19 protein-coding genes and 1 tRNA gene are annotated in these 17,206 nt (G+C 62.6%); 9 read left to right on the forward strand and 11 right to left on the reverse strand.

The window, feature by feature from the left end:
• Positions 1-52 precede the first annotated feature (52 nt).
• The gene (locus QQL79_RS08410) at positions 53-1,672 is read right to left on the reverse strand and encodes a helix-turn-helix domain-containing protein (protein ID WP_284389792.1); all 1,620 of its coding nucleotides are present in this window, start codon (positions 1,670-1,672) and stop codon (positions 53-55) included.
• Positions 1,673-1,862: 190 nt separating this feature from the next.
• On the opposite strand from QQL79_RS08410, the gene QQL79_RS08415 reads away from it, so the two are divergent.
• From QQL79_RS08415 to QQL79_RS08435, 5 genes are read left to right on the forward strand one after another with little or no spacing between them, the layout of a single operon-like run.
• A complete protein-coding gene (locus QQL79_RS08415) occupies positions 1,863-3,218 on the forward strand; it encodes a substrate-binding protein (RefSeq protein ID WP_284389793.1) in 1,356 nt (451 codons plus the stop codon).
• A 56-nt stretch (positions 3,219-3,274) separates the two neighbouring features.
• Positions 3,275-4,306, forward strand: a complete 1,032-nt coding sequence (locus tag QQL79_RS08420) for a branched-chain amino acid ABC transporter permease (protein WP_284389795.1) — start codon at positions 3,275-3,277, stop codon at positions 4,304-4,306.
• A 1-nt stretch (position 4,307) separates the two neighbouring features.
• The gene (locus tag QQL79_RS08425; RefSeq protein ID WP_284389797.1) at positions 4,308-5,447 is read left to right on the forward strand and encodes a branched-chain amino acid ABC transporter permease; all 1,140 of its coding nucleotides are present in this window, start codon (positions 4,308-4,310) and stop codon (positions 5,445-5,447) included.
• A gap of 11 nt (positions 5,448-5,458) precedes the next feature.
• Positions 5,459-6,223, forward strand: coding sequence for an ABC transporter ATP-binding protein (locus QQL79_RS08430; RefSeq protein WP_284389799.1), 765 nt, complete (start codon positions 5,459-5,461; stop codon positions 6,221-6,223).
• Between the two features lie 14 nt (positions 6,224-6,237).
• Positions 6,238-6,993, forward strand: coding sequence for an ABC transporter ATP-binding protein (locus QQL79_RS08435; protein WP_284392846.1), 756 nt, complete (start codon positions 6,238-6,240; stop codon positions 6,991-6,993).
• A gap of 94 nt (positions 6,994-7,087) precedes the next feature.
• Here QQL79_RS08435 and QQL79_RS08440 read toward each other — a convergent pair whose 3' ends face one another.
• The 6 genes from QQL79_RS08440 to QQL79_RS08465 form a co-directional block, all read right to left on the reverse strand.
• The gene (locus tag QQL79_RS08440; RefSeq protein WP_284389801.1) at positions 7,088-7,849 is read right to left on the reverse strand and encodes a LamB/YcsF family protein; all 762 of its coding nucleotides are present in this window, start codon (positions 7,847-7,849) and stop codon (positions 7,088-7,090) included.
• On the reverse strand, positions 7,846-8,751 hold the full coding sequence (locus QQL79_RS08445; protein ID WP_284389802.1) for a 5-oxoprolinase subunit C family protein: 906 nt from the start codon (positions 8,749-8,751) through the stop codon (positions 7,846-7,848). Before QQL79_RS08445 ends, QQL79_RS08440 begins: the two co-directional genes overlap by 4 nt.
• Complete coding sequence (locus tag QQL79_RS08450; RefSeq protein ID WP_284389803.1) at positions 8,748-9,428, reverse strand: 5-oxoprolinase subunit B family protein; 681 nt, start codon at positions 9,426-9,428, stop codon at positions 8,748-8,750. Before QQL79_RS08450 ends, QQL79_RS08445 begins: the two co-directional genes overlap by 4 nt.
• A gap of 166 nt (positions 9,429-9,594) precedes the next feature.
• Positions 9,595-9,771, reverse strand: a complete 177-nt coding sequence (locus QQL79_RS08455; RefSeq protein WP_284389805.1) for a hypothetical protein — start codon at positions 9,769-9,771, stop codon at positions 9,595-9,597.
• A gap of 119 nt (positions 9,772-9,890) precedes the next feature.
• Positions 9,891-10,127, reverse strand: coding sequence for a hypothetical protein (locus QQL79_RS08460; RefSeq protein WP_284389806.1), 237 nt, complete (start codon positions 10,125-10,127; stop codon positions 9,891-9,893).
• 158 nt (positions 10,128-10,285) lie between these two features.
• Complete coding sequence (locus QQL79_RS08465; protein WP_284392847.1) at positions 10,286-10,738, reverse strand: winged helix-turn-helix transcriptional regulator; 453 nt, start codon at positions 10,736-10,738, stop codon at positions 10,286-10,288.
• A gap of 108 nt (positions 10,739-10,846) precedes the next feature.
• Between QQL79_RS08465 and QQL79_RS08470 the strand changes: the two genes are divergently transcribed.
• Entirely contained in the window at positions 10,847-12,139 is a 1,293-nt protein-coding gene (locus QQL79_RS08470) for an MFS transporter (RefSeq protein ID WP_284389808.1), read from the forward strand.
• Between the two features lie 13 nt (positions 12,140-12,152).
• Here the strand turns inward: QQL79_RS08470 and QQL79_RS08475 are convergent.
• From QQL79_RS08475 to QQL79_RS08485, 3 genes are all read right to left on the reverse strand, one after another.
• Positions 12,153-12,242: transfer RNA gene (locus tag QQL79_RS08475), tRNA-Ser, on the reverse strand.
• 47 nt (positions 12,243-12,289) lie between these two features.
• Complete coding sequence (locus tag QQL79_RS08480; RefSeq protein ID WP_284389810.1) at positions 12,290-13,261, reverse strand: quinone oxidoreductase family protein; 972 nt, start codon at positions 13,259-13,261, stop codon at positions 12,290-12,292.
• On the reverse strand, positions 13,258-14,139 hold the full coding sequence (locus tag QQL79_RS08485; RefSeq protein ID WP_348523176.1) for a TerC family protein: 882 nt from the start codon (positions 14,137-14,139) through the stop codon (positions 13,258-13,260). The genes QQL79_RS08480 and QQL79_RS08485 overlap by 4 nt, the downstream gene beginning before the upstream one ends.
• 169 nt (positions 14,140-14,308) lie before the next feature.
• Here QQL79_RS08485 and QQL79_RS08490 point away from each other — a divergent pair, with 169 nt between their 5' ends.
• The 3 genes from QQL79_RS08490 to QQL79_RS08500 are packed head-to-tail and all read left to right on the forward strand — an operon-like array spanning position 14,309 to position 16,385.
• Entirely contained in the window at positions 14,309-14,755 is a 447-nt protein-coding gene (locus QQL79_RS08490; protein ID WP_284389812.1) for a YeeE/YedE family protein, read from the forward strand.
• A complete protein-coding gene (locus QQL79_RS08495) occupies positions 14,755-15,225 on the forward strand; it encodes a DUF6691 family protein (protein WP_284389814.1) in 471 nt (156 codons plus the stop codon). Before QQL79_RS08490 ends, QQL79_RS08495 begins: the two co-directional genes overlap by 1 nt.
• Complete coding sequence (locus QQL79_RS08500; RefSeq protein ID WP_284389816.1) at positions 15,222-16,385, forward strand: FAD-dependent monooxygenase; 1,164 nt, start codon at positions 15,222-15,224, stop codon at positions 16,383-16,385. Before QQL79_RS08495 ends, QQL79_RS08500 begins: the two co-directional genes overlap by 4 nt.
• Positions 16,386-16,442: 57 nt before the next feature.
• On the opposite strand, the gene QQL79_RS08505 is transcribed toward QQL79_RS08500, so the two are convergent.
• Entirely contained in the window at positions 16,443-17,159 is a 717-nt protein-coding gene (locus tag QQL79_RS08505) for an invasion associated locus B family protein (RefSeq protein ID WP_284389818.1), read from the reverse strand.
• Positions 17,160-17,206: the final 47 nt, after the last annotated feature.

Here is a 17,206-nt window from a genome sequence, read left to right on the forward strand (position 1 = left end):
TCCCCCCTCGATCCGCAGTCTCCCCTCCGCGGATCGCTCCACTAAAGCGCAATCACGCCAAATCGCCAAGCTGAAATCCCGGCGGCAGCAGCGGCGCCCGGATTTCTCCACCAGAGCCAGCGGGAGACAATGCTTCCTCCTGCCGGCTCGAACAATCGTGCCGCGTGCAGAGCCGGCAACTCGGCCCCACCGGGACGTCGGAGGACAAGTCGGAGAGATCGAGGCCCGCGCCGTAAATGGTGCGATCGGCGTGCAGCACATCGCAGGCCAACATGATCGACGCCGTGGGGGCATGTTCATGGAAAGAAGCTGTGCGGCGCTGCACCGTGCGCGCCAGGAAGAGATAGCGAGAACCATCGGAAAAGCGGACCACCTGCCGCACCGCCGCTTCGGGCGTGCGGAAGGCGCCATAGATGGCCCAGAGCGGGCAGGCATGGCCGCTATTGGGCAAGAGCAGCCCGGGCAGAGGAAAATGCTTGGTCAAGCGCCCCGCCGGATCTGAACGCAGAAAGCCGAATGGCACGCCCTCCTCCCCCGGGCGCCGCAGAGTAACCAGCCGCTGGGCCACCTGCTCGTAGCTGGCGTGATAAATCTGGCAGAGGTGGTCGATATCATAGGCGGCCACCTCGGCATCCCCGCGGAAGCGGCCATAGGGCAGGATCATGGCCCCGGCCAGATAGGAACCAAGCGCACGGGAGGCCAGCCGTCGGGCGACTGGCGAAGACAACCGCGCACTGGCCAATTGCTGCGCGATGATATCGGGCGCCGCCAATTCTCCGAACAGTCGCGCCAGCTGGAACTGGCGGGTCGCCAGTCTCGTAGAGCCTTGCAGCCACATTGTGCGTTGCTCGCTATCGAAGCGATATTGCCCTGGAAACCCTTCCAGCGCCGTACCGCCGACTTTGACCGTGACGCCAAAGCGTTCGCCGAGCATCTGCACGAGCGTTGCCATGCCAAAGGGGCCCAGTTGCTCGGCCTCGCTTCGCAGCGTGTCAGCGGCCGTCTCAAGCGCGGGAAAGTAATTGTTCTGCTCGATGAGCAGGTCGTCGATCTCGCGCGCCGGGGAGATGTCGCTTCTGTCGCGGCGGGCAATGTCGAACTGGCCGATCAGATTGCGGGCCACATCGGTCAACGCCAGCGTTTCTCGACCGATAGCGGAGAGGAATTGCTGGCGCTCCTCCTCGGCCAGATCGGGAACATCGGCGAGGATTTCCGCACTGGAGCGGATCGCCGTGACGCCCGACAATATCTGATGCAAGAACTGCGACAATATCGGGTCCGAGCGCAGGCGGTCGGCATAGGCATCTGCGCTGATCTGCGCCCCGCTATAGGCGCGATGCATGCGCGCCAGGGCGGCCGCGCTGGCCGGATATTGCGCCACCAATTCACGCCGCTCGTCGGGCCGGAAGGGCAGCGACTCAACCATGGGATCGGCAAAGGCCTCTTCGAGGTCCTGCAGCAGTTTCTGCTCGGCGCGGCCGGCCAGTTCGTCGATATCGATGTGCAGATGCTGTGCGACACGGTTGAGCAGCGCCCCACCGATATCGCGCTTATTGTTCTCGATCAGGTTGAGATAGCTCGGCGAAATGCCGATCAGGCGCGCCAATGCGGCCTGCGAAATCTTCAATGATTTCCGGCGGCTGCTGATGCGAAAGCCGATTGGCGCGCGCATACGGGCTCCCCTCCCTGCCCGGCACCTGTCAATGAATTGACTATTATTTGGCCATGGCAGTTCAATTATTTACAGAATATTGCTGCAATTACAATGCTGTATTGCCAGCATTTGCTGTCCTGACAAATACTTTCGCATGCGGTGAGCGTTCGGCCATGTACCGATGCCCCGCGCCAAAAGGAGGAAATCGATGACAGTTATCAAGCGCGGCATCAGCCGTCGCCGTGTGCTGCAAACCGGCATGGCCGGCATTCTCGCGACCGGCGTGGCGCCGCTTATCTTCAGCCGCGGCGCCTGGGCGCAGGAATTCTGCAACAACCCCACCGGCGACACCGTTACCTTCGGCCTCAACCTGCCGCTGACCGGCGCCTATGCCGAAGAAGGCGCCGACGAGCAGAAGGCCTATCAGCTGGCCATCCAGCATCTCAATGGCGAGGGCGATGGCGGGCTGATCAGCGTGCTGACTCCCACCGCACTCAAGGGCAATGGCGTGCTGGGCAAGAAGGTCGCCTTTGTGACCTCCGACAGCCAGACCAAGGCCGACGTTGCTCGTGCCGGCGCCACCCGCATGATCGAGCGCGATGGCGCGGTGATGATCACGGGCGGTTCCTCATCCGCCGAGGCTATTGCCGTGCAGGGCCTGTGCCAGGAAATGGGCGTCATCTTCATGGCGGGCCTCACCCATTCCAACGATACGACCGGCAAGGACAAGAAACGCTACGGCTTCCGCCACTTCTTCAATGCCTATCAGTCCGGCATTGGCCTGGCCCCCGCCATCGTCAACGAATATGGCGCCGACCGCCGGGCCTATCACCTCACCGCCGACTATACCTGGGGCTGGACCCAGGAAGAGTCGATGAAGGCGGCGACGGAAAAGCTCGGCTGGGAGACCGTGCAGGCTGTCCGCACGCCACTGGGCGCGGCCGATTTCTCGCAATATCTGACGCCGATCCTTAATTCGGGCGCCGACGTGCTGATCCTCAATCACTACGGCACCGACATGGTCAATTCGCTGACCCAGGCCGTGCAGTTCGGCATGCGTGACCGCCAGGCGAACGGCAAGGACTTCCAGATTGTCACCCCGCTCATCTCCGAGTTGATGGCCAAGGGTGCCGGCGACAACGTGAAGGGCATTTTCGGCACGTCGAACTGGCATTGGAACCTGCAGGACGCCGGCACGGTGGCTTTCACCAAGTCCTTCGGCGCAGCCTATGGCACTCCGCCCTCCCAGGCAGCCCACACCGCCTATGTGCAGGCCCTGCTCTATGCCGACGCCGTCGAGCGCGCAGGCACCTTCTATCCACCCGAGGTCATCAAGGCGCTGGAAGGCTTCGAATTCGACGGCATGGGTAATGGCCCCACGCTGTACCGCGCCGAAGATCACCAGTGCATCAAGAACGTTCTGGTCGTCCGGGGCAATGAGAGCCCGACCAGCGAGTTCGACGTGCTCAACATCGTGCAGGAAATCCCGCGTGAAGAAGTGGCCTATGACCCGGCCATGTTCGGCGGCGATCTCGGCCCGGCAGAACCCGTGCCCATGTGCTGATCGATAGCGGCCCGCCCTAAACCGGGCGGGCCGCTGTCTTGCTTGGGAAGCAGAACATGTTCGAAGTCATTTTCCTGCAGTTCCTCAACGGACTGGACAAGGGCGGCGCCTATGCCCTGATCGCGCTGGGGCTGACCCTGGTGTTCGGCACACTGGGCGTCGTCAATTTCGCGCATGGCGCGCTGTTCATGCTCGGGGCGTTCTGTGCCGTCATGGTGCGGCAGTTCCTGACGCTTGAAACCGTCACCATCGATCCGGAGAAGCTATCACCCTGGGGTTCGCCACTCGAAGTGCGCGAACCGCTGGTGCAGGCCTGGTTCGGAGACTGGGGCGCCGTGCTGGTAAATTACTCGGTCCCCGTGTCGCTGCTCATCACCATTCCGATCATGCTGCTGGTTGGTGTTGCGCTGGAACGCGGCATCATCAAGCACTTCTACAAACGCCCGCATGCCGAACAGATTCTTGTGACTTTTGGCCTCGCCATTGTGGCTCAAGAAGTCATCAAATCGGTCTTCGGGCCCAATCCCATCCCGCAGCCCATGCCGGCCGACCTGCGCGGCGCGGCCGATATCGGCGCGTGGCTGGGCATGCAGGCGGGAGTCATCACCTACCCCATCTGGCGGCTGGTCTATTTCCTGTTCGCCGCCGTCATCATCGGTGGAGTTTTCGCCTTCCTGCAATTCACCACATTCGGCATGGTGGTGCGCGCGGGCATGGCCGATCGGGAAACCGTTGGGCTGCTCGGCATCAATATAGACCGGCGCTTCACCATCATGTTCGGCCTGGCCGCCGTGGTCGCGGGCATGGCGGGCGTCATGTATACGCCCCTGCTCCCGCCCAATTATCACATCGGCATGGACTTCCTGGTCCTGAGCTTCGTCGTCGTGGTCGTGGGCGGCATGGGTTCGTTGCCCGGCGCGGTCGCGGCGGGGTTCCTGCTGGGTATTTTGCAATCGTTCGCCTCGCTGACGCAGGTCAAGGCGCTCATTCCCGGCATCGACCAGATCATCATCTACCTGGTCGCCGTCATTGTTCTACTGGTGCGTCCGCGTGGCCTGTTCGGCCGGCGCGGCGTGATGGAGGCCTAGCATGTTGGCCATGCCTCGCAAGGATATGCTGCTGTTTCTCGGCTTTGCCATTGTCGTGCTGGCCATGCCGATCTGGCTGCAGCCATTCGGCGCCGCCTATCCCGACCTGCTGAACCGCTTCACGATCTTTGCCATCTTCGCGGTCGGCTTCAACATTCTCTTCGGGCTGACCGGCTATCTGAGCTTCGGCCATGCGGCCTTTTTCGGCGTCGGCTCCTATGCGGCGGTCTGGTCGTTCAAGCTGCTCAGCATGGATGCCGTTCCGGCCATGATCTTTGCCATCGTGGTCTCGGGCATTTTTGCCCTGGCCATTGGCTATGTCAGCCTGCGGCGCTCGGGAATCTACTTTTCCATCCTGACGCTGGCCTTTGCGCAGATGAGCTACAATCTCGCCTATTCGGTGCTGACGCCGATCACCAACGGCGAGACCGGCTTGCAGCTCACCCTTGCCGACCCGCGGTATCTCGATCGAGCTTTCTCGGCCGCCCCGGCGGGACTGCCCTCACCCACGCTGTTTGGGGCTCCGCTTACGGGCTATGCCGGCTTCTATTTCTGTGCCGGCTTCCTGATCATCGCCTTCTTCATTGCCCAGCGCATCACCGGCTCGCCCTTCGGCATGATGCTCAAGGGTATCAAGTCCAATCAGACGCGGATGAACTATACCGGCTTCAACACCAAGCCCTATACCCTGGCAGCCTTCGTCATTTCGGGCATGTATGCGGGCCTTGCCGGTGCCCTGCTCGCCATTACCGACCCGCTTGCCGGCGCCGAACGCATGCAATGGACCGCTTCGGGCGAAGTGGTGCTCATGACCATCCTGGGCGGCGCAGGAACGCTCGTGGGCCCGGTGATCGGGGCCTGGCTGATCAAATATTTCGAGAACATCTTCTCGGCCATCAACGACAGCATCCTCACCCGCTTTTTCGCCTTCCTGCCGGAAGGGGCCGATCATGTCGCGGTAAAGATCGTGAGCAAATTCGTCGGCGAAGGCTGGTTCCTCACGCTGGGCCTGGTCTTTGTGCTGATCGTCGTCTTCCTGCCCGGCGGCATCATGGAAGGCGTGCGGCGGATCGCGGCATTGTTCAACCGCACCAACAAAACGCCGCGGCACACGCCCGCCCAAGTGCAGCCTGCAGAATAGGAAGAGCCAAAATGACCATTCCAAATGTCGTTCTGCATGTTGCCGACGTTCACAAGCGCTTCGGCGGGCTGCATGCCCTGGCCGATATCGACCTGCAGGTGGAAGAAGGCCAGACCCACGCCATTATCGGCCCCAATGGGGCGGGCAAATCGACCCTGCTCAACGTCATTATCGGCAAGCTCGCGCCAACCAGTGGCACGGTGGTATTCGACGGCGCGGTGCTGACCGGCCGCAAGCCGTTCGAAATCAACCAGCTCGGCATCGCCCGGGTGTTCCAGACGCCGGAAATCTTCTCCGATCTCAGCGTGCTGCACAATGTGATGATCCCGGCGCTGGCCAAGCGCGATGGCGCGTTCAAGCTCAATATGCTGCGCTCGCTCGACAGCGAAACCGGCATTCGCGCCGAGGCGCAGGACATGCTGGAGGATGTGGGCATGACCAGCCGTCGCGATATGGCGGCGGGCAGTCTGAGCCGCGGCGACAAGCGGCGGATGGAACTGGCCATGTGCCTGATCCAGCATCCGCGCCTGCTGCTGCTCGACGAGCCAACAGCCGGCATGAGCCGCCATGACACCAATACCACCATCGAATTGCTCAAGAAGATCAAGAGCCGCGGCATGACCAAGGTGATCATCGAGCACGACATGCATGTGGTGTTCTCGCTGGCCGACAAGATCTCGGTGCTGGCGCAGGGGCGGATCATCGCCGATGGCACGCCCGACCAGGTGCGAGGCAATCCCAAGGTGCAGGAAGCCTATCTCGGAGGGACCCATTGATGAGCGCAATCGCCATGGAGACCCAAATCGTCAGCAACAGCCAAGCCGCCAGCATCGAAACGACAAGACCATTCTTCTCCGTGCGCGACATGCATGCCTATTACGGCGAGAGCTACATCGTGCAGGGCGTGTCGCTCGATGTGCGGCAGGGCGAAATCCTGGCTCTGCTCGGCCGCAATGGCGCCGGCAAGACCTCCACCCTGCGCACCATCGCCCGCACCGACGACCCACAGATGCGGCAGGGCGAAATCTGGCTCGATGGCAAACCTGTCCACCAGATGAAGAGTTTTGAGGCCGCGCGCGCCGGCATCCAGCTCGTTCCCGAAGACCGGCGCATCATTGCCGGCTTGACCGTCGAGGAGAATATCACACTCGCCAAGGTCGCCCCCGGCAATGGCTGGAGCCTTGAGCAGATCTACCAGAGCTTTCCGCGGCTGGCCGAGCGGCGCAAGCAGGAGGGCGTCACGCTATCGGGTGGTGAGCAGCAGATGCTCGCCATTGCCCGGGCCTTGGCGCGCGATCTCAAGCTCCTCCTGCTCGACGAGCCCTATGAGGGGCTGGCGCCGGTGATCGTCCAGGAAATCGAACGTATTCTGCATTCAATCAAGCCGCTGGGCATCACCACCATCATTGTCGAGCAAAATGCCGTCGCCGCGCTCAAGCTGGCCGACCGGGCGGTCATCCTGGATACCGGCGAAGTCGCCTTTTCCGGTACCGCCAAGGAGGTTCTGGATAACACCGACCTGCGCCACGAATATCTGGCGATCTGATTTCGGCCGCAAGGCCGTTCGTTCTACCCTGGGTCTTTCGACTCAAAGGCATTCCGCCGATTTCACCTCTCCCATCGGGAGGCCCAGGGTAAACTCACGCCGTCGGCGGTTCTGGCGGCTGCGCCGCAATCTCGATCCCTTCGCCTTCCAGGGCATCGCGCACTTCCCGCACCAGGTCGACTGCGCCGGGCGTGTCGCCATGGAGACAGATCGAGCGGGCCGACGATTTCAGCACCGTTCCGTCGATTGCAACCAATTCGCCCTTCTGGGCCAGGCGCAGGCAGCGCTCGATCACCATATCGGTGTCATGCAGCACCGCGCCTTCCTGGTTGCGCGGCACCAGCAGGCCTTCAGCCGTATACGCGCGGTCGGCATAGGCCTCCCGGATCAGGGGCATGCCCACGGCCTTCGCCGCCCGCACCTGCTGGCTATTGTCCAGCGCCAACACAGCCATTTTGGGGTTCATGGCCTGGATCGTGGAGAATATCCCGACCGCAAAAGCCAGTTCTTCGGCCGTCTGGTTGGCCAAAGCGCCATGTAGCTTCACATAGGCCAGCGGCACGCCCACCTCGTCGGCGATGAAGCGAACCAGGAATAGTTGCGAGCGAATCTGCCCCAGCAATTGATCGAGCGGCATGACGACGCGAAAGCGTCCAAACCGCTTGGGATCGGCATAGCCGGGATGGGCCCCTGCCCGCACACCGCGCGCCTTGCAGGTCCTCAGAATATGCCGGATGGTCGGGGCATCGCCGGCGTGGCCGCCACAGGCGATGGAGGCGCTCGATACGACGGACAACAGGTCGTCATCGGTCCCCATGCCCTCTCCGAGGTCGGCATTGAGATCGATCGTCGTCATGGCTGGCCGCTCCTCAGTAAGTGGAGGGCATGCTCCACGGTGATGGACTGGAAAGCAACCGGGCTGCCGGGCCGCATTTGCGCAAACCTGTCGAAATCGACGCTTGCGATGGTCGCAATGCGCGGATAGCCGCCCGTGGGTTGATGGTCGCGCATCAGAACGACGGGCGTGCCGTCACCCATGATCTGAATATCGCCGGGCACAACCGCGTCCGACACAAGCGAAAGCGCCTTGGTGGCGGCGAAAACCCCGGCAGAATCGCCCAGCCGCACCCCCATGCGGTCCATCTGCGCGGCGATCGTGAAATTGCTGTCCAGAAAGCGCTGGCGCAGCGCGTTGCCGAACATGTCGGCGTGCAGGCCCCAGACGACGCGAATGGGCGCATCATCCTGCTTTGGTTCGACAATATTCCCCGTCGCGGCCGGTCCGGTATTTCCCAATGCCAAGGTGTCACCGGCTCTTAGCGCACGGCCATCAAGGCCACCAATCATGGCTCGCGTGCTGGTCGAGAGGCTTCCCATCACCAATGGTAGATCGAAATTTCGCTCGAATCGCAGATAGCCGTAATTGCCCCTTGCACCCGGCGTGATGGAGAGGCGGTCGCCGGCCCTCAGATCGACCCGGCCAGGCCAGGCGATTGGCGCGCCGTTGTGCAAGGCCTTGAAATCGCCTCCCGCCACGCCGGCACTGCAGCGTCCGCCGCTCACAGCGACGTCGATGCCCGCCGTAGTGAACTCGATGGCGCCATTGCTCTGCGCGCCAGCCAATATCCCCGCCACGTGGTAGGCGCTGCCATCCATGGCTCCCGAGGCACTGATGCCATGCGAGAGCATGCCGAAGCGTCCAGCATCCTGAATGGTGCTGAGCGGGGCGGCGCGGGTAATGGTCAGAAGTGCGCTCATATCAGCGCCTCGAATATCAGGCGATCGCCGGGGATAAGTGTTGTGGGTGGCATCGCCGTGGCGTCGAAATTGGCAAAATCGGTATGGCCGATGACGTGCCAGCCGGTGGGGATTTCCGTCGCCGCAATCGCCGTTTGGCCCGCGGCAAACAAGATGCTCCCCTTGGGCACGGATGAGCGCACCACGCTGCGACGGGGCAGCAGCAGCTCGGCCGGATGGAAGCCACAATAGACAAAGCCCGGCGCAAAGCCGGTGGCGAGGACCCGCAGCGTGGTGGCATTATGCGCCGCCACAAACGCTTCCGGCGCCATGCCCAGCATTTGGGCGACCTCATCAACGTCGGGCCCGGCCGCGCCACCGAATCTGGCTGGAATGGATCGCTCCACCGGGGGCGCCACATCCTCGACCGAAAGCCCGAACAGGCGCAGACGCACCTCGCCCATCAGCGTATTCAGCGCCGCGCGCCGCGGATCGTAGCGCAACAGCACGGAAACAAGGCTCGGCACGACCTCGACCACGCCCGGAACGGGATCGCGGACGAATGTCTGCGCGCAGGCAATCGCCGCGCGGTTTGCCGGGTCGGTCAGCGTGGTTGCGAAGCGGATCAGCAGAGCTGCATCGCCCAAAGGCTGCAATATGGGCGACGCTAACAGCTCTCGTGAGGCCGGGCTGGCCATGGCACAGCCTCCTCGGCTGATTCATGCATGAGCCCTAGTCCTGTCGGACCTGCCCTTATGGGTCAACCCGGTCAATGGGTGCGAAGGCTCTGCTTGCCCCGGAAGACCGTTTGTTCACGCCGGCGCCCGAAAGCGCCAGCCAGATATGACCGGCCAGGCTTACTGGTCAGTTCGGATCCCTGCCGTCCTGTTCGACCACGGCATCAAACAAGAGCCGGGCCTGTCCAGCGCCGATCGCCTCGATGGCGACCGCCGCTATGGCAGCGAACAGTTCCGCGATTTCCTGGGGATCGGTGATTTCGGCGTCGTCGTCTTCAGCGTCGGCGTTAATCAGAGTAAACACAATAACGCGCCTCCAAAGTAGCCAATGGAGGGATTGTGACGCGATTCCCCTTTCAGATTGAATAATGGAAATCTGTTACTGCCCGTCAGGTGGGCAATTGCCAGAAACGACAGCGGCGCTTACTCTTCGCCCGCTTCGAGCTTCTCCAGATAAGATTCGATATCGTCCAGCGTTGCCGAAAACGGCAGCGGGCTATGGCCATAGACGACCTTGAAGCTCTCATCGTCGCGGATGGCGTGGCCACCCTTGCCCTGCTTGGCCGTGAGCTTTTCCGCCGTCAGGATGGTCAGGCCGTAGCGCCCTGCAAGCCGCTTCATGCGGCGCATTCGCGATGCCTCGAATTCCTTGCGGCTCACTGTTCAGACCTTCTGCTTGGTGGCGCAACAGCTCGCGCGCCGGACCTCCTCATAAAGGCGGTTGGGGCCAAATGGCAATATGTGACGGTTGATGGTCCGGAAGCGGCGCCTCAGACCGCCGCTTCTGCGCTGCACAGGGCAGCAAGGTTGTGGCCGCGTTATTCTGGTTCCGGCACTTTGACGATGACCGCCTCGTCAGGACCGACAAGTTGGCCGCTTTGGGTCCGAACCTCGAGCCGGATGGGCTGACCGGTTGCGCGTTCGAGCAAATGCGAATGCGCCTCCTCGGGTGCGAAGAGATGGCGTTCGCCAAATTGCCTGAGCGCAACGACGACCGGGAACAGGTCCTTTCCCTTCGCGGTCAGCCGGTATTCCATGCGGGCGCCGCCTTCACTGGCGGCAACCGACTCCAGAATGCCGCTCGCTATCAGCCTGCGCAAACGCTCGGTCAGGATGTTCCGGGCAATGCCGAGGCTCTTCTGAAACTCGCCAAAGCGCGTCAGCCCGTCAAAGGCATCGCGCACGATCAACAGTGACCACCAATCACCAATGACGTCGAGCGCGCGCGCGCTGGGGCAGAAATCCTGCTTGAGGCTCTTTCGCGCGACCATAGGCAACTCCGTGTTCCATCAGCCCTCGGAAAAATTGGTTGCATTATTAAACCAAATTCCGTACTCGATTGATGGTTTCATTATTAAACCATCAATCTGGAGTCTGCAATGTTTCTGACGAACTCGCGGCGCCTGCGGGCGCCACGAACGAGGACGCCTGCGCGCGCAACCGGCGCCACTACGCCATCCGCGGAACCATCCCCGCTCACCCGCGCCAGGGTCTTCCTGTTCGCCCTGGCCAGCGGCCTTGCGGTGGCCAATGTGTATTTCGCGCACCCGCTGCTCGACGTGATGGCCGACGATCTGGGACTTTCCCGCGCCAGCGCTGGCCTCATCGCGGGTATTACGCAGCTCGGTTACGGCTTGGGTCTTGTGCTGCTGGTGCCGCTGGGTGATCTCATCGATCGGCGCAAGCTCATCATCGCGCAGTCGTTTCTGTCCGTTGTGGCATTGATCTGCGTTGGCTTTTCGACCTCCGCGACCATGCTCCTGGCCTCCATCGCGATTGTCGGATTGTTGGCGGTCGTGACGCAGGCTCTGGTCGCCTATGCCGCCAGCCTTGCGCACCCTTCCGAGCGCGGCCATGTGGTCGGCATGGTCACTGGCGGGATTGTGCTCGGCATTCTGCTTGCGCGAAGCGTTGCAGGCATCCTGACCGATCTCTCCGGATGGCGCACGGTCTATCTCGTTTCCGCCGCAATGACGTCAGCAGTCGCGCTGCTGCTGTGGCGGACGCTCCCGCAGCAGGAAAGACCACCAACCGGACTATCTTATCCGGGTCTCATCAAATCCCTCGCGACGCTCCTGATTGAGGAACCGGTGCTGCGCATCCGCGCCGTCATTGCCATGCTGATCTTTGCCAATATCACGACCTTGCTCGCGCCCCTGGTCCTGCCATTGAGCGCACCGCCATTTTCCCTGTCCCATACCGAAATCGGGCTGTTCGGCTTCGCCGGAGCCGCCGGCGCGTTGGCGGCCATACGTGCCGGACGGTGGACCGATGCTGGGCATGGCCAGCGAACAACCGGCATCGCGCTCGGGCTGATGCTGGCCGCATGGTTGCCGATTTCGTTGCTGGATCACTCGATCTTGTGGCTGATTGCCGGCGTGCTGGTCATCGACTTCGGATTGCAGGCGACCCACGTCACCAATCAGGCGATGATCTACCGCGTCAGGCCGGAGGCGCAAAGCCGCCTGACAGCCGCCTATATGGTGTTCTATTCGATTGGCAGTGCCATCGGGTCGTCGACTTCAACGATTGTCTACGCCTGGGCCGGATGGACGGGCGTCTGCGTCACCGGCGCAGCGATCAGCCTCGTGACCATCATTTTCTGGGCACTTACCCTGAGGTCGACACCCAGCATAGCAACCCAGAAGATGCACGCCGTGATTGCGGAATGAGGCCGGCGAGTTTTGGCGGGTAGGGAGGGATTCGAACCCCCGGAACGCTTGCACGTTCGCCGGTTTTCAAGACCGGAGCAATCAACCGCTCTGCCACCTACCCGTTGGACGTCAGCGTTTAGCGGTTGATCGCAAACCTGTCCAGTGCGCCTAAGGCAACAGCACTACCGATCCCGTGGTCTGCCGGCTCTCCAGTGCCCGGTGGGCTTCGGCCGCATCCTTCAGCGGGAAGGTCTGGTTGATCGCAACCTTGATCTTGCCGCTGGCAACGGCCTCGAACAGGGCAGCAGCCGCGACCTCGAGCGCCGAACGTTCCATCACATAGTGAGCGGTGGTGGGACGGGTCACGTAAAGCGAGCCCTTGCGTGACAGCACCGTGAGATCGGGAATGGAAACCACGCCCGAGGCATTGCCGAAGCTCACCATCAGCCCGCGCGGCCGCAGGCAATCGAGCGATTTGTCGAACGTGGCCTTGCCCACCCCGTCATAGACGACATCGACGCCCCTGCCCTCAGTCAGCTGTTTAACCCGCTCGACGAAGTCTTCCTTGGAATAATTGATCACGGCATCGCAGCCGTTTTCGAGCGCCAGCGCGGCCTTCTCGTCACTGCCCACCGTGCCGATGACCCTGGCCCCCAGGGATTTGGCCCATTGCGTGGCGATAGCGCCGACGCCCCCGGCAGCCGCATGCCACAAAATGGTCTCGCCAGCCGCGAGCGGCCAGGTTTTGAACAGCAGGTAATAGGCGGTAAGGCCTTTGAGCATGATCGCAGCAGCGATCTTGTCATCCACGCCATCGGGGATGGCGACGATGCGCTCGGCATTGAGCAGCCGGTCGGTTGCATAGGCGCCGATCTGCCCCTGATAGGCGACACGGTCACCGACGGCGAAATGGGTAACGCCTTCGCCCAGCGCGGTCACGATACCAGCGCCCTCGTTGCCCGCAACAAAGGGCAGCTTTTGCGGGTAAAGACCAGAACGCTGATAGGTATCGATGAAATTGAGGCCAATCGCGGTCTGCCGCACGGCGACCTGCCCCGGGCCAGGAGCGGCCAGTGGCCACTCCTCATAGCTCAGAACCTCCGGCCCACCGGTTTGGTGGACGACGATTGCCCTGCTCATGGCTTGGGCGTCCGTGGCTTGCGGGGCGCCGATTTGGGACGGGCCTGCGCGCGAGCGGTCGCACTTGTCTTGGCGCGGGGCTTGGGCGGCGTGGCGTCAGCCTGGACAGCAGCCCCGGCAAGGGCCGCCGCGGGCTTGGCGACGGCATGGCCGCCCTTGTTCAGCCGGCGTTGCTTGGCGAAAATATTGACCGCCTCGACCAGCACCGAGAAGGCCATGGCCGAATAGATATAGCCCTTGGGAATATGGAAGCCCAAGCCATCGGCCACCAGCGTCACGCCGATCAGCAGCAGGAAGGCCAGAGCCAGCATCTTGGTGGTGGGGTGGTCGGCCACGAATTTGGCGATGGGACCGGAGGCGACGAACATCACTGCAACGGCGACCAATACGGCGGCAACCATCACGATCACCTGATCGGCCGGCACCATGCCAACGGCGGTAATGATCGAGTCGATGGAGAACACCATGTCGATCACCACGATCTGCAGGATGATCGCCTGCAGGGTCGCCTTGGCCTTCTCCTTGAGGTCCAATTCATGTGGCTCTTCGATGGCCGCATGCATTTCGTGGGTGGCTTTGTAGATCAGGAAAGCGCCACCGGCGATGAGGATGAGGTCCTTCCAGGACAGTGCGAGCCCGAACAGGGTGACCACGGGGTCCTGCAATTGCACGATCACGCTGATCAACAGCAGCAGCACGATGCGGAACACCAGGGCCAGCCCGATGCCCAGCTTGCGGGCAAATTCGGCCTGTTCGCGCGGCAGGCGCGAAACCAGCACGGAAATGAATACGATATTGTCGATGCCCAGCACGATCTCCATGACCGTCAGGGTTGCAAAGGCGATCCACACATTGGGATCGGCCAATAGCTCAAGCATTTCCGGCTCCGTTCCGAGTCTTTGATGGCACTATACTTATGCGGTGTCTGGGCCGCGGGAAAGGCAGCATTATTTCTCCGCCTGCGGCAGAAAGCCTGATTGGCCGCGCTGGTATCCCTTGCGAGCACGATGATAGTCTCCCCGCCAACACGCTTTGCGAGACATCGGCATGGATTCTTTCACCCCGCTTACAGCCGCCATTGGCGGGACGCTTATTGGCCTGGCCGCAGCACTGCTTTGGCTGGGCAATGGCCGTATCGCTGGAATAGCCGGCATATTTGGAAATCTGCTGCCTGCATCGCGCAATGCATTGTGGCGGCTGGTGTTCCTCGTCTGCCTGGTACTCGGCACGTTCGCCGCTTCCCGCTTGCTGCCCGGCCTGGGCGGCGGCGAACCCATCCGGCTGGTTGAAGCGCCGGCGGACTGGAGCATACCGACCCCGGTCTGGCTTGCCGCGGCGGGGCTGCTGACCGGCCTCGGCACGAGAATTGGCAATGGCTGCACATCGGGCCACGGCGTATGCGGGCTGGCTCGGCTGTCGGTGCGCTCGCTGGTGGCGGTGGCCGTGTTTTTCGTGGTCGCCATCCTCACCGTCACCATTACGGGGATCGTCTGATGTCCGGTTTCAAATTGCCGTTTTTGGCGACAGCGGCGCTCAGCGGCGCCCTGTTTGGCTCCGGGCTCTACATTTCTCAAATGGTCGATCCGCTCAAAATACTGCGCTTCCTCGATTTCACAGCCATTCCCCAAGGCGGCTGGGATCCGAGCCTTGCCTTCGTCATCGTACCGGCCATTGCGGTCATGTTCATCGCCATTCGCATCGGCAAGCGGCGGCAGGCTCCGTTGTTCGATGATAAATTCCACGAGCCGGCATCCAAAGCGATCGACGGCCCGCTGGTTGGCGGCGCGGCGCTGTTCGGGCTCGGCTGGGGCATGTCCGGCATTTGCCCCGGCCCGGCCATTTCGCTGATTGCCTTCATGCCCGACAGTCTCTGGATATTTCTGGTGACCATGGCCATCGGCTCCTGGGTAGGCCGCTTTGTCATGCCGCGTCTGACGCCCGCACAGACGGTGGTGACGCCATGAGCATGCGCACTGCCGATGCGATCATTGTCGGTGGCGGCCTGGTCGGCGTCGCCACGGCAATTGCCGTCGCCAAGGCCGGGCTTCAGACCATCCATCTCGCACCCGCCGGGCCGCCGGATCGCCGCACGTCGGCGCTCATGATGCCCAGCGTCGACTTTCTGGTTGCGGCCGGATTGATCGATGACCCCGCCAATGTCGGCCACCCACTGACCCAGATCCGCATCATCGATGCGACACAGCGGCTTATTCGGGCGCCAGAAACCTTGTTCGATGCGAACGAGGCGGGACTAGCGGCCTTTGGCTGGAATTTTGCCAATAGCCGTCTCTTGGAGCGCTTCCATAGTGTGGCGGCCACGCTTGGCAAGCTGGACATCCGCGACATGGGGGCCACTGCCTTTGCGGCTGACGGTTCCGGGGGCACCCTCACACTGGCCGATGGCAACACGATCTCAGCACCGCTGATCGTCGGAGCGGATGGCAAATCCTCGCTCATCCGTTCTGCCGCGGGCTTTCCCGTCCACGAAAACCAGTTCGAGCAGGCGGCCTTGGTCTGCGATCTCGATCTCGGCCGCGCCATCGGCGGCGCGTCCATCGAGTTTCACTATCCCAATGGCCCCTTTACCCTGGTGCCTGCCGGCGACAAGCGGGCCAACCTGGTCTGGATCGATGAGCGGTCCGTGCTGGAGGCGGCCCGCAGCCAGGGGCCAGAGGCGCTGGCGAAGATATTTGCCGATAAATCGCAACGGCTCTTCGGCACGATCCTGCCGGTAACGCCCAGCCACGTTTTCCCGCTCAGCACGCTGAGCGTCGCACGGCCGGGCAAGCAGGGCGTGGTCTTGGTGGGCGAGGCGGCGCATGCCTTCCCGCCCATCGGTGCGCAGGGCCTCAATCTGGGGCTGCGCGATGTGGCCGATCTCGCCACGGTGCTCGGCAGCGCGGATCGCTCGCAGCCCGACTGGGCCGGACGCGTCAGCCAGCGCTATGCCGATTTGCGCGCGGCAGACCTGGCTCGTACCGGAACCATGGTCGATGCCCTGTTCCGTTCGCTGCTCGCCGATATGCTGCCCGCCCAAGGCCTTAGAGCCGGCGGGTTGTGGGCGCTTCGCCTGCTGCCCGGCTTGCGCAAGCAGGCCTTCGGCATCGGCATGGGCAATCGCTGAATAGACAAAGGGCGCGGTTTCCCGCGCCCTTTCTTAAACTCAAAGCTGTATTCGCTTTTACGGCGTTGCGGGAGCAGCGCCTTCAGCCGGTGCGGCCTCGCCATTGAGCTGCTTGCGCAGTTCTTCGGCGCGATCCTGCAGCACCTGCTCGAGAGCGTTCGAGCCGCTGGTTTCCTGACGGAACTGGTCGAAGGTCAGCGCAGCATCGCCATCATAGGTGGCGGTGAAGCCGGCCAGGTTGATCTCGATGGTGAGATCTTCGTTCTGGCGGTTCTTGGCAGTCAGCTTCAGCGTGCCGCCCTTCTTGAGCGAGTTCACATACTGCTCGTTGATCACCAGCTGCGTGGCGCAGGAGGTGGGGTCGCACAGCATGTAGGGCACGCGAATCGGCTTGGCGCCGTCGATCTGCCAGGTCAGCCCGAACGGCAGCAGCACGCCGAGCGGAACGGCGGCAACGGCGAGCAGGCGGCTTTCTTGGCCCGGATCGTCACGGAGCAGGAACGAACCGAGGAACTGACCATTGGCCAGCACCACCTGCCGCATGATGCAGGCCTTCTGACCATCGGGCAGCGGATCGCACACTTTGAGCCAGTTCTGGCTTGCCACGCCTGGCGTCGCGGCGGCGGGAGCCGCAGCCCCTTCGGCAGGCGCCGGGGCCGGGGTTTCCGCAGCGGGCGCGGCTGGTGGCGTGGTTTCCTGGGCAAAGGCCGACAGGGGGGACAGCATCAGCGCGGCCACCGCAAAACCGGCGACGAGGGGTTTCCTGAATTTCATAGAATATCCTTGGCTTCCTTGGCGGTCCCGGTGACGTCCTGTCACCA

It is taken from the genome of Devosia yakushimensis (assembly GCF_030159855.1).
Taxonomy (GTDB): domain Bacteria; phylum Pseudomonadota; class Alphaproteobacteria; order Rhizobiales; family Devosiaceae; genus Devosia; species Devosia yakushimensis.

Excerpts from the sequence above, each read along its gene's own strand:
- QQL79_RS08410 (WP_284389792.1), bottom strand. The coding sequence starts at position 1,672 with ATGCGCGCGCCAATCGGCTTTCGCATCAGCAGCCGCCGGAAATCATTG.
- QQL79_RS08415 (WP_284389793.1), top strand. The coding sequence starts at position 1,863 with ATGACAGTTATCAAGCGCGGCATCAGCCGTCGCCGTGTGCTGCAAACC.
- QQL79_RS08470 (WP_284389808.1), top strand. The coding sequence starts at position 10,847 with ATGTTTCTGACGAACTCGCGGCGCCTGCGGGCGCCACGAACGAGGACG.
- QQL79_RS08440 (WP_284389801.1), bottom strand. The coding sequence starts at position 7,849 with ATGACGACGATCGATCTCAATGCCGACCTCGGAGAGGGCATGGGGACC.
- QQL79_RS08465 (WP_284392847.1), bottom strand. The coding sequence starts at position 10,738 with ATGGTCGCGCGAAAGAGCCTCAAGCAGGATTTCTGCCCCAGCGCGCGC.
- QQL79_RS08435 (WP_284392846.1), top strand. The coding sequence starts at position 6,238 with ATGGAGACCCAAATCGTCAGCAACAGCCAAGCCGCCAGCATCGAAACG.
- QQL79_RS08430 (WP_284389799.1), top strand. The coding sequence starts at position 5,459 with ATGACCATTCCAAATGTCGTTCTGCATGTTGCCGACGTTCACAAGCGC.
- QQL79_RS08445 (WP_284389802.1), bottom strand. The coding sequence starts at position 8,751 with ATGAGCGCACTTCTGACCATTACCCGCGCCGCCCCGCTCAGCACCATT.
- QQL79_RS08425 (WP_284389797.1), top strand. The coding sequence starts at position 4,308 with ATGTTGGCCATGCCTCGCAAGGATATGCTGCTGTTTCTCGGCTTTGCC.
- QQL79_RS08480 (WP_284389810.1), bottom strand. The coding sequence starts at position 13,261 with ATGAGCAGGGCAATCGTCGTCCACCAAACCGGTGGGCCGGAGGTTCTG.
- QQL79_RS08490 (WP_284389812.1), top strand. The coding sequence starts at position 14,309 with ATGGATTCTTTCACCCCGCTTACAGCCGCCATTGGCGGGACGCTTATT.
- QQL79_RS08495 (WP_284389814.1), top strand. The coding sequence starts at position 14,755 with ATGTCCGGTTTCAAATTGCCGTTTTTGGCGACAGCGGCGCTCAGCGGC.
- QQL79_RS08500 (WP_284389816.1), top strand. The coding sequence starts at position 15,222 with ATGAGCATGCGCACTGCCGATGCGATCATTGTCGGTGGCGGCCTGGTC.
- QQL79_RS08450 (WP_284389803.1), bottom strand. The coding sequence starts at position 9,428 with ATGGCCAGCCCGGCCTCACGAGAGCTGTTAGCGTCGCCCATATTGCAG.
- QQL79_RS08505 (WP_284389818.1), bottom strand. The coding sequence starts at position 17,159 with ATGAAATTCAGGAAACCCCTCGTCGCCGGTTTTGCGGTGGCCGCGCTG.
- QQL79_RS08485 (WP_348523176.1), bottom strand. The coding sequence starts at position 14,139 with ATGCTTGAGCTATTGGCCGATCCCAATGTGTGGATCGCCTTTGCAACC.
- QQL79_RS08420 (WP_284389795.1), top strand. The coding sequence starts at position 3,275 with ATGTTCGAAGTCATTTTCCTGCAGTTCCTCAACGGACTGGACAAGGGC.